Here is an 11,036-nt window from a genome sequence, read left to right as displayed (position 1 = left end):
GAGGGGATCGCGGGGTGAGGGGATCGCGGGGTGGGTGGGGTGCCGCTGGGAAGGCGGATGACCAGTATTGGAGTGGGGGGATCGAACATATGTCCTGAGTGCTCGTCTCGCGGCTTCGGTGCCGCGGAACGTCCGGAAACTCATGGTGGGGTGGTTTTGGCCGTGAGGGGGCGTTCCAGGGGGCGGAAGGCGGGTTCGGAGGGGGTTGCGAGGCCGCTACCTGCGGCGGAATCGGCCATTACTACGGGTGTGCATCATGTGGGCCGGGGGTCGTTCAAATGGTCCGCGTGATGCGCGACACGCGGTGCGGAATCGCCCGACACGCCGATAAATCCGAGAAAGTTCCAGGTCGCGTGATTACAGCTCGGTCACGGTTTCTGCGGGTGCTCGCACAACTCCTGCGCCCACCCCTCGCGAACCCGAAAACGCCCTGGTTGCAAGGGTATTCGTGACCGCGCCGAGGCGAGCTCCGCACCCGGTCGGACGCAGCCCGCAGCAATGCCCGTCCGGCCTGGTCGTGCCCGGAATCACGCGCTGACCTGGGGGGTGGGTTCGCAATCGCCAGGGGACGTGGGTACGGTCGCTGAGACCGCTGGGTTACCGGCGGGAGTAGATGCAATGAACGATGAGACGGAGGAACCGTGGCCCTTCCCCAGCTGACTGACGAGCAGCGCGCCGCTGCTTTGGAGAAGGCGGCTGCTGCTCGCCGCGCTCGGGCGGAGCTCAAGGAGCGCTTGAAGCGTGGCGGTACCGATCTGAAGACGGTCCTTGCCGATGCCGAGAAGGATGAAGTTCTCGGCAAGATGAAGGTGTCGGCTCTGCTCGAGGCTCTGCCGAAGGTGGGCAAGGTCAAGGCGGCCGAAATCATGAGCGAACTGGAAATCGCTCCCACTCGCCGCCTGCGCGGACTGGGTGACCGGCAGCGTAAGGCGCTGCTGGCCCGGTTCGACTTCAGCGCCGAATAATCCGAGGGTGGTCGAACACACTCGGAAGGGTCGACTGGTAGTACTGGTCGGCCCCTCGGCCGTCGGCAAGTCCACCGTCGTGCGCTGCGTGCGCGAACGGCTCCCCGAATTGGTTTTCAGTGTGTCGGCCACCACCCGGGCTCCGCGGCCCGGGGAGGTCGACGGACGCGACTACCGATTCGTCTCCCGAGAGACATTCGACGCCATGATCGCGGCGGATGAACTTCTCGAATGGGCCGATATCCACGGTGGGTTGCAACGGTCGGGAACCCCGGCCGCACCGGTCCGGGAGGCGCTCGCTTCCGGACACCCGGTTTTGATCGAGGTGGACCTCGAGGGCGCACGCTCGATCCGCAAGACGATGCCGGAGGCCAAACTGGTCTTCCTGGCGCCGCCGAGCTGGGACGAGCTGGCGTCCCGCCTGACATCGCGAGGCACCGAATCGCCCGAGGTCATAGAGCGCAGGCTGCAAACCGCCAAGACCGAATTGGCGGCATGTGACGAGTTCGACATCGTCATCGTGAACGACGAGGTGACCAGCGCCTGCGAGCGGTTGGTATCGTTGTTCGTTAGCACAAAATCGCGGTAAGCCCGTCCGGGTGAGCCGCGACCACACCGGCTTCCCCGCCTCTCTTGATCGATCAGCAGGGGAGGGGGCCGGTTCGAATCCGTTCCGACGACAACCCCGCAGGAGCCTCTCTAGTGAGTACGGACATGAAGGCAGCCCCGGCATACGACACTCCGGTCGGCCTAACCAACCCGCCGATCGACGAGCTGCTGGAGCGCACCTCGTCCAAGTACGCGCTGGTCATCTACGCGGCCAAGCGGGCCCGGCAGATCAACGACTACTACAACCAGCTCGGCGACGGTATTCTGGAATATGTCGGCCCGCTGGTCGAGCCGGGTCTGCAGGAGAAGCCGCTGTCGGTGGCCATGCGCGAGATCCACGCCGACCTGCTGGAACACTCCGAAGGCGAGTAAGACCCCAGTAGGACAGCTCTACTACGGCGCTGGAGGCGTAGTGACGAACGAATTCACCCGGGGCATGCGGTGACCCGGGTCATCGTCGGTGTCGGCGGCGGTATCGCCGCGTACAAGAGTTGCGCCCTCGTGCGCCGGTTCACCGAGACCGGGCACGAGGTGCGCGTCATTCCCACCGAGTCGGCGCTGCAGTTCGTCGGCAAGGCGACCTTCGAGGCGCTCAGCGGCAATCCGGTCAATACCGGGGTGTTCGCCGATGTGCCGGAGGTGCCGCACGTCCGCCTCGGACAAGAGGCCGATCTGGTGGTCATCGCCCCCGCTACCGCGGATCTCATGGCGCGCGCCGCCTCCGGCCGCGCGGATGATCTGCTCACCGCCACACTTCTCACCGCCCGATGTCCGGTGCTGTTCGCGCCCGCGATGCACACCGAGATGTGGGAACATCCCGCCACCGTCGCCAATGTCGCGACCCTGCGCGCGCACGGGGCCATAGTCATGGAGCCCGCGCACGGCCGGTTGACCGGCGCCGATACCGGACCCGGGCGTCTGCCCGAGCCGGAGGAGATCTTCGGCCTGGCCATGCTGCTGCAGGAGCGCGCCGACGCGATTCCGCGCGATCTCGAAGGTCGCCGGGTCGTCGTCTCGGCCGGTGGCACGCGCGAACCGCTGGATCCGGTGCGTTTCCTGGGCAATCGCAGCTCGGGCAAGCAGGGCTATGCCCTGGCGCGCGTGGCCGCCCAGCGCGGCGCGCACGTGACGCTGATCGCGGGCAACACCATCGGCCTGGAGCCCCCGGCCGGTGTCGAGGTCGTGCACGTGACCACCGCCGAACAGCTCAAGGTCGCCGTCGACAAGCACGCGCTCGGCGCGGACGCGGTCATCATGGCCGCCGCGGTGGCCGACTTCCGGCCGGTGAACGTGGCCGCCGCGAAGATCAAAAAGGGTGCGGTCGAACCGAATTCGATCGAATTGTCCAAGACTCCCGATATTCTTGCCGGACTGGTGCAATCGCGCCGGGACGGTCTGCTCGCGGGCACCGCGATCGTCGGCTTCGCGGCCGAGACCGGTGACGAGCACGGCGATGTGCTCACCCACGCCAGAGCCAAGCTGGCCCGCAAGGGCTGCGATCTGCTCGTTGTGAATGCCGTCGGCGAGGGCAAGGCCTTCGAGGTGGACCACAACGACGGTTGGCTCCTCGGTGCCGACGGCACCGAGATCGCCTTGGATCACGGATCCAAGGCCCTGTTGGCGAGCCGGGTGCTGGACGCACTCGGTCCGCTGTTGCGCTGAGAGCCCTCGGCGTCCGTATCGCGCTGAGAGCCCTCGGCGCACCCGCCACACCCGGCAGGTCACTGGCCGGGTCGCGAACGCACCGTCATCAAGGTGCGGCGTGGCGGGAACACGCACGTGGCCCAAGCGGTCATGGGTTTGGAATAGTCTGAGACAAAGGGTTGTGCAGTGGCGCCGCGGCGCTACTGTCGCAGGCCGATACGAGAAACCCGTTCAGGGAGAGGGAACAACTGTGCGCACGACTGGCAGCCGCCTATTCACCAGTGAGTCCGTGACCGAGGGTCATCCGGACAAGATCTGTGATGCCATCAGCGATTCCATCCTCGACGCGTTGCTCGCGGCCGATCCGCGCAGCCGCGTGGCGGTGGAGACGATGGTCACCACCGGCCAGGTGCATATGGCCGGAGAGGTCACCACCTCGGCCTACGCCGATATCCCGACCATCGTTCGCGAGAAGGTCCTGGAGATCGGATACGACTCTTCCGCAAAGGGTTTCGATGGCGCGTCCTGCGGCGTGAACGTCGCCATCGGCGCGCAGTCGCCGGATATCGCCCAGGGCGTGGACACCTCGCACGAGGCCCGCGTCGGTGGTGAGGACGACGAGATCGCGCGCCAGGGCGCGGGCGATCAGGGTCTGATGTTCGGGTACGCCACCGTCGAGACCCCCGAGCTCATGCCGCTGCCGATCTCGCTGGCGCACAAGCTTTCGCGGCGTCTGACCGAGGTCCGCAAGTCCGGTGTGCTGCCGTACCTGCGTCCCGACGGCAAGACCCAGGTCACCATCGAATACGAGGGTGACAAGCCGGTGCGCCTGGACACGGTGGTCATCTCCACCCAGCACGCCGCCGATATCGACCTCGACAACCTGCTCACCCCCGACATCCGGGAGAAGGTCGTCGATTCGGTGCTCGCCGAGCTGGCGCTGCCGAATCCGTTGGACACCTCCAACATTCGCCTGCTGGTCAACCCCACGGGCAAGTTCGTCCTGGGCGGCCCCATGGGTGACGCGGGCCTGACCGGCCGCAAGATCATTGTCGACACCTACGGCGGCATGGCCCGCCACGGCGGCGGCGCCTTCTCCGGCAAGGACCCGTCGAAGGTCGACCGCTCCGCCGCCTACGCCATGCGCTGGGTCGCCAAGAACGTCGTCGCCGCGGGCCTGTCCGAGCGCGTCGAGGTCCAGGTCGCCTACGCCATCGGCAAGGCCGCCCCAGTCGGCCTGTTCGTCGAGACCTTCGGCACCGAGCAGATCGATCCGTCCAAGATCTCCGCCGCCATCAGCGAGGTCTTCGACCTGCGCCCCGGCGCCATCATCCGCGACCTCGACCTGCTCCGCCCCATCTACGCCCCCACCGCCGCGTACGGCCACTTCGGCCGCACCGACGTGGACCTCCCCTGGGAGCGCACCGACCGCGCGGACAAGCTCCGCGCCGCCGCCGGTCTGTAATTGACCCACACGGAACCAGCGGCGGGACACCCCATCGCGCGGGTGCTCCCGCTGCTGGAACCGGCCCACCTCGACCGGGACTTCGACTACGTGGTCCCCCCCGAGATGTCCGCCGACGCCCAACCCGGCGTCCGCGTCCGAGTCCGCTTCTCCGGCCGCCTCATCGACGGCTACATCCTCGAGCGCCTCGAAAAATCCCCCCACACGGGCAAACTCATGCCCCTGGACCGCGTCGTCTCCCCCGAACGCGTCCTCACCCCCGAAATCCTCCGCCTCATAACAGCGGTAGCAGCCCGCTACGCAGGCACCCGCGCCGACGTCCTCCGCCTGGCCATCCCACCCCGCCACGCCAAGGTCGAATCCGAGGGCGCCACCAAGCCCCCCGCAAAGCCGAAGTCCCGCCGCAAAAAGGCCACCACATCGGAGGCCGACATTCACGATGGTGCGTCACGTGACGCATCCGGAGACGGAAGCAACGTTGTAGCGGATCAGATTTCGTCCGATGTTGTCGCGGCCACCGGTTCAGCTGTAGCGGCGAATGCGGAAGTCAACAGTCCGGTACCCGATGTGCCTGTTGCGGTGGGTGTTTCGGTAACGCATGGGGCGGAGGACTTCCCAGGCTGGGGGAGGTATGTGCACGGGGAGTCGTTTCTGGCTGCGCTGGCGGCGGGGCGGGGGCCGCGGGCGGGGTGGCAGGCGTTGCCGGGGGAGGATTGGGCGCGACGGCTGGCGGAGATGGCTGCCGTGGTGGTGGGGGGTGGGCGCAGCGCGATCGTGATGGTGCCCGATCAGCGGGATTTGGATCGGGTGCTCGGGGAATGCGTTGCGTTGGTGGGGGAGTCGGCGGCGGGGCTAGCGGCGGGGTTGGGGCCTTCGGCGCGGTATCGGCGGTGGCTGGCGGCGCTGCGGGGGACGGCGCGCATTGTGGTGGGGACGCGGAGTTCGGTGTTCGCGCCGGTGAAAGACCTTGGTCTCATTGCTATTTGGGATGACGGGGACGATACGTACGCGGAGCCGCGAGCGCCGTATCCGCATGCGCGCGAGGTGGCCATGTTGCGGGCGCACGAGACGGGGGCGGCGTTCGTGGCGGGCGGGTTTGCGCGGACGGCCGAGGTGCAGGCGATTGTCGAATCCGGGTGGGCGCATGACCTGCTCGCGGATCGGGCTGATCTGCGGGCGGCCATGCCTCGGATCAAGGCGCCGGGGGATACCGATGTGGCGCTGGAGCGGGATCCGATCGCCAAGGCGGTGCGGATTCCGGGTGAGGCGTTCATGGCGGCCAAACGTGCACTGGCCGAGGGGGCTCCGGTGCTCGTGCAGGTGCCGCGCAGGGGGTACATCCCGGCGCTGTCGTGCGCGAAATGCCGGACGCCCGCCCGGTGTCGGCACTGCAGTGGCCCATTGGCCTTGCCGGACAACGGATCCAAGCCACTCGCGGCGAGGTCGAGTGCTGGTGATGCGGTGGAGGGCTTCGCCCGTGGCGAGGGCGCGGGCCGTGCTGCCGGTGGTGGTGGTTCTGGGCGTTCTGCGGGTGGCGACGGTGGTCGGCGTTCCGCCAGGGAGGTCGGTGTCGCCGCGAGCGTGGCGCAGCCACGCGGAGAGGTGGCACACAGCCCGACATGCCGGTGGTGCGGAAAGACCGAGCCCGCCTTCCGATGCGGGACGTGCGGGTCGCGTGCCTTGCGCGCGGTGGTGATCGGTGCGGCGCGGACGGCGGAGGAGTTGGGGCGGGCGTTTCCCGGTGTGCCGGTGCGGGGTTCGGGCGGCGGGAATGTGCTGAGTGAGGTGCCGCCCGGACCGCAGGTCGTGGTGGCGACCATTGGCGCGGAACCGACCGTGCCCGGGGGCTACGGCGTCGCGCTGCTGCTCGACGGGTGGGCCTTGCTGGGGCGGGCCGATCTGCGGGCGGCCGAGGATACGTTGCGGCGCTGGATGTCTGCCACCGCGCTGGTCCGTCCGAAGGGTCAGGCCCTGGTCATGGCCGAACCCACGCTGCCCACCGTGCAGGCGCTGCTGCGCTGGGATCCGGTGTGGCACGCCCAGATCGAACTGTCGGGCCGCACCGAGGTCCGGTTCCCGCCCGCTGTCCGGCTGGCAGCCATCGACGGCACCACCGACTCCATCGCCGAACTGCTCACCGAGGCAAAGCTGCCCGATTTCGTCGAGGTCCTCGGGCCGGTTCCGCTGCCCTTCGGTGCGCGAAAACCGTTCAGCAGCGGGGATTCTCCGGCCGAGGTCGAACGCATGATCCTGCGCGTCGACCGATCGGCGGGCTCAGCCCTGGCTCGCGCGCTGACGGCCGCGCAGGCGGTGCGCAGCACCCACAACTCCGACGACCCGCTGCGCGTCCAGATCGATCCCATCGATATCGGCTGACCTCCGGTGACGGCGTTAGGCTGGTGGGCATAACGCTGATATCCAGGTAGGAGGCCCTGCTGTGGGCAATCGCTATCTCGAGGGCGGCTTCGCCCCGATCCAGCACGAATTCACTCTGACCGAATTGCCGGTAAGCGGGACGATTCCCGCACATCTCGACGGCCGCTATCTGCGCAACGGCCCCAATCCGATCGGTGAGATCGATCCACAGCTCTACCACTGGTTCATGGGCGACGGCATGGTGCACGGCATCCGGCTGCGCGACGGGCGGGCCGAGTGGTACCGCAATCGCTGGGTGCGCGGTCCCATGACCTCGCTCGGACTCGGTGAACCCGTGCACTCCGACCCGCGCGGATCGTTCGGCGTCGGCGCGAACACCAATGTGATCGGCCACGCAGGCCGCACGCTCGCGCTGGTGGCAGCGGGCGGACCCGTCTACGAGCTGTCCGAGGACCTGGACACCGTCGGCGTCTGCGATTTCGACGGCACCTTGAGCGGCGGCTACACCGCACACCCCAAGCGCGATCCCGCCACCGGTGAGCTGCACGCGGTGTCCTACTCCTTCCTGCGGCCGAAATCCGTGCGGTACTCGGTGATCGGGGTCGACGGGCGGGCCAGGCACACGGTGGATATCGAGGTCGGCGGCTCGCCGATGATGCACGACTTCTCACTCACCGAGAACTACGTCGTGTTCTACGATCTGCCGGTCACCTTCGATGTCGGCACGGTCGCCGAGATGGCGGCGCCGCGCTGGCTGCGGCTGCCCGCGCGACTGCTGCTGTCGGCCCTCATCGGCCGGGTGCGCATCCCCAGCCCGCCGCGCCCGTCCGAGCCGCCCCGCGACCGGCGGCTGCCCTACAGCTGGAATCCGAAGTATCCGGCGCGCGTCGGGGTCATGCCGCGCACGGGCTCGGCGGACGCGGTGCGCTGGTTCGAGGTGGAACCCTGCTATATCTTCCATCCCATGAACGCCTACGAGGACGGCGACACCCTCGTGCTCGATGCGGTCCGCTATCCGAAGATGTTCGACACCAACCATTTCGGCCCCGATGACGGCGCGCCAGCCCTGGACCGCTGGGAGGTCGATCTCGTCGCGGGCAAGGTGCGCCAGTCCCGTTTCGACGATCGCGCACAGGAATTCCCGCGCATCGACGAGCGCCTGATCGGCAAGCGGCACCGCTTCGGCTACGCGCCCTCGGTCGGCCCGGGCTTGAGCGGCGAATCCACCCTGTACAAGCACGATCTGATCAACGGGACGACCGCTTCCCGATCATTCGGTCCGGGAACGCAATTGGGCGAATTCGTCTTCGAGCCCGCCGCCGCCGATGCCGCCGAGGACGAGGGCGTGCTCATGGGATTCGTCTACGATGCCGCCACCGATCGCAGCGATCTCGCCATCCTGGACGCCGGAACCCTCGAGACGGTCGCGAGCATCCACCTGCCGCACCGGGTACCCGCCGGATTCCACGGCAACTGGCTACCCGCAACATAACCGGTTCACACCCCTTCCGGTCGATTCACACCCCTTGCGGACGTCGTTTCGGGGTGTGTACCGGGGATAAGGGGTGTGAACCCGCGCGCTGCCTCAGCGGAAGGCGGGGATGTTGCGCTCGGCCCAGGTGGCGAAGGGGTAGGGGGCACGGCCCAGGACCTGTTCGATGTCGGAGCTGATGCGTACCTCGTCCTCCGTCGGCCGCCCGAGGACGGCGAGGGTGGTGTCCACGACCTCCGGCGGCATGAAGTGCAGCATCTGCTCGCGCGCCTCGGCGGCGGTCTGCTCAAGGAATTCCACGGGCTCGCCGAGGATTTCGGTCAGCGCGGCCGCCCGCTCACGCGGGGTGTCGGCGACCGGACCGGTCAGGGTGTAGATCCGCTCGGCGTGGCCGTCCTCGCGCAGTGCGACGGCGGCCACGGCCGCGATGTCCTCGGGATCGACGAAGGGAATGCCGACGTCACCGAAAGGCGCGGCGGCGGTGCGCTCGGTGCGCACCTGATCGGCCCAGGCGAACATGTTCGAATCGAAACCGCCCGGCCGCAGGATCGTCCACTCGAGCCCGGACTCCTGGACGGCGACCTCGACCGCCTTGCCGAACTGCCCGTGCGACACGCTGTCCGGCCGGGTGGCGACGCCTTGCGAGGACTGGAGCACGACGCGCCGCACTCCCGCCGCCGCGGCGGCCGCGAGAATGCCCGGCACATCGGCTTCGAAAGATCCCTGTGCGAAGAGCAGGTAGAGCCGCTTCGCGCCCTCGAACGCCGTGGCCAGGCTCGGCGTATCGGTCAGGTCGGCGGCCACGTGCCGCACACCGTCGGGCAGGTCCGCGGCCGTCCGGCGGGATACCGCCGTCACCTGCTCGCCCGCGTCCGCGAGCATGCGCACCAGTTCGCGTCCGACGTTTCCGGTCGCTCCGGTCACCACGATCATCTGTCTCACTCCTGAGTTAGTTAGCTGACTAACAACGAACCGTAGGGCATCTCCACGCGATTGTCTATAGTCAGTTGGGTGACTAACTCAGGGACTCGAGCGGGAGCTCCGCGGGCCGGTAAGCGGGAGCGGCTGGCCGCGGCGGCGGCGCAGGTCTTCTACGAGCGGGGTGTGGAGAAGACGACCATCGCCGATATCGCCCAGGTCGCCGAGGTGCCGGTGGGGAACGTCTACTACTACTACAAGACCAAGGACCAGCTGATCCAGGCCGCCATCGGCGCGCACGCGCTGACCCTGCGCGAGGTCATCGCTGTCCTCGAACAAGATGCCGACCCGGCCGGGCGACTCAAGGGCCTCGTCCGCGGTTGGGTGGAGCAGCGCGATCTGGCGGCCGAATACGGTTGCCCCACGGGAACTCTCGCCACCGAGCTGGACAAGTGCGCGGACGGGCTGGATCAGGAACTGGCCGAGGTCATGCGCGGGATGCTGGACTGGATCGAGGTGCAGTTCCGGGCTATGGGCCGCGATGACGCGGGGGAGCTGGCGGTGGCGCTGCTCGCGTCGTACCAGGGGATCTCCCTGCTCACCAATACGTTTCGTGATCCCGCCATGATGGCGGCGGAAGGGCACCGGCTGGAACGCTGGATCGACTCGCTCGCCGCGACGGTGTGAGGCGCTGGATACTGTTCAGCTGTACGCGGATTGGGCGGGGCGCACGCTCCACCGGCCGTCGGCGCGCACGATCCGGACCGGATGCTCGAAACAGGCGCTGATGTGCTCGGTGGTGACCACCTGCTCCACCGGTCCGGCGGCTACCGCTTGCCCGGCGCGCAGCAGCAGCGCAAGCGTCGTCCCAGGCGGCAGTTCCTCCAAATGATGCGTGACCAGCACCGATGCCAGATCCGGGTGTGCGCGCTGCAAACGGTCGACGCGATCCAGGAGTTGTTCGCGGCCCGCGAGATCCAATCCGGTGGCGGGCTCATCGAGCAGCAGCAGCCGCGGGCTCGGCATGAGGGCACGGGCTATCAACGCGCGACCGCGTTCACCCTGGGACAGGATCGGCCACGGCGCGTCGTGGCGGTGGGACAGGCCGAGCAGGTCGATGAGCCGATCGGCCTCGGCGAGCTGTTCCGCGGTCGGCCGCCAACGCGGTACCAGCGCAGCGGTATTCGTGACCCCGGTCAGCACGGCCTCGTGCACGGTGAGGGGTGTGGGCGGCGCATGGCGCGGGTCGACGTGGCCGATGGCGGCGCGCAGCGCGCGCATATCGACCCGGCCGAGTCGATGGCCGAGCACCGAAACCGCGCCGCGCGTGGGGTGTTCGAATGCGCCGAGCATGTGCAGCAGCGTGGTCTTCCCGGCGCCGTTGGGCCCCAATAGCGCCCAGTGCTCGCCGGGATGCACGACGAGTGAAACCCCTTGCAGGATCGGGTTTCCGTCGCGCACGAAATCGACCGCGTCGACGTGGAGCACCGGGGAGTCCGTCATTCCGACACTGTAGCAAACTCCTCAGACAAGTTGAGGAGTGTTGACTGTAGATCGGGTAGCTGAG

General features: G+C 68.1%; 10 protein-coding genes. 8 read left to right on the top strand and 2 right to left on the bottom strand.

Features of this window, described 5'->3' with window-relative positions; translation table 11 throughout:
* The first annotated feature begins 641 nt into the window (after positions 1 to 641).
* From mihF to NC4_RS30685, 7 genes are all read left to right on the top strand, one after another.
* Complete coding sequence (gene mihF, locus NC4_RS30720) at positions 642 to 965, top strand: integration host factor, actinobacterial type (RefSeq protein ID WP_033086940.1); 324 nt, start codon at positions 642 to 644, stop codon at positions 963 to 965.
* Between the two features lie 7 nt (positions 966 to 972).
* Positions 973 to 1,554 carry a guanylate kinase gene (gmk, locus tag NC4_RS30715; RefSeq protein WP_067545302.1) on the top strand — a complete coding sequence of 194 codons (582 nt, stop codon included), beginning with the start codon at positions 973 to 975 and terminating at the stop codon, positions 1,552 to 1,554.
* A gap of 125 nt (positions 1,555 to 1,679) precedes the next feature.
* Positions 1,680 to 1,946 (top strand): DNA-directed RNA polymerase subunit omega, encoded by a 267-nt coding sequence (rpoZ, locus tag NC4_RS30710; protein ID WP_029924434.1) that lies wholly within the window; start codon positions 1,680 to 1,682, stop codon positions 1,944 to 1,946.
* 69 nt (positions 1,947 to 2,015) lie between these two features.
* Positions 2,016 to 3,236 (top strand): bifunctional phosphopantothenoylcysteine decarboxylase/phosphopantothenate--cysteine ligase CoaBC, encoded by a 1,221-nt coding sequence (gene coaBC, locus NC4_RS30705; protein WP_157555329.1) that lies wholly within the window; start codon positions 2,016 to 2,018, stop codon positions 3,234 to 3,236.
* 232 nt (positions 3,237 to 3,468) lie between these two features.
* Complete coding sequence (gene metK, locus NC4_RS30700; RefSeq protein ID WP_067545296.1) at positions 3,469 to 4,683, top strand: methionine adenosyltransferase; 1,215 nt, start codon at positions 3,469 to 3,471, stop codon at positions 4,681 to 4,683.
* Positions 4,684 to 7,059 carry a primosomal protein N' gene (locus NC4_RS39530; protein WP_245722042.1) on the top strand — a complete coding sequence of 792 codons (2,376 nt, stop codon included), beginning with the start codon at positions 4,684 to 4,686 and terminating at the stop codon, positions 7,057 to 7,059. It abuts the gene before it with no gap.
* 61 nt (positions 7,060 to 7,120) lie between these two features.
* Positions 7,121 to 8,551 (top strand): carotenoid oxygenase family protein, encoded by a 1,431-nt coding sequence (locus NC4_RS30685; RefSeq protein ID WP_067545293.1) that lies wholly within the window; start codon positions 7,121 to 7,123, stop codon positions 8,549 to 8,551.
* Positions 8,552 to 8,644: 93 nt separating this feature from the next.
* On the opposite strand, the gene NC4_RS30680 is transcribed toward NC4_RS30685, so the two are convergent.
* Positions 8,645 to 9,484 (bottom strand): NAD(P)H-binding protein, encoded by an 840-nt coding sequence (locus NC4_RS30680; protein ID WP_067545291.1) that lies wholly within the window; start codon positions 9,482 to 9,484, stop codon positions 8,645 to 8,647.
* Between the two features lie 78 nt (positions 9,485 to 9,562).
* Here NC4_RS30680 and NC4_RS30675 point away from each other — a divergent pair, with 78 nt between their 5' ends.
* Entirely contained in the window at positions 9,563 to 10,156 is a 594-nt protein-coding gene (locus NC4_RS30675) for a TetR/AcrR family transcriptional regulator (protein WP_067545288.1), read from the top strand.
* A gap of 15 nt (positions 10,157 to 10,171) precedes the next feature.
* Here the strand turns inward: NC4_RS30675 and NC4_RS30670 are convergent, their stop codons facing one another.
* On the bottom strand, positions 10,172 to 10,972 hold the full coding sequence (locus NC4_RS30670; protein ID WP_067545285.1) for an ABC transporter ATP-binding protein: 801 nt from the start codon (positions 10,970 to 10,972) through the stop codon (positions 10,172 to 10,174).
* Between the last annotated feature and the right edge of the window lie 64 nt (positions 10,973 to 11,036).

Origin of the sequence: Nocardia crassostreae (genome assembly GCF_001613405.1) — a bacterium.
In the GTDB taxonomy this organism is placed as follows: domain Bacteria; phylum Actinomycetota; class Actinomycetes; order Mycobacteriales; family Mycobacteriaceae; genus Nocardia; species Nocardia crassostreae.
The sequence above is the reverse complement of the archived record's forward strand: the minus strand, read 5'-3'. Positions and strand labels throughout refer to the sequence as shown.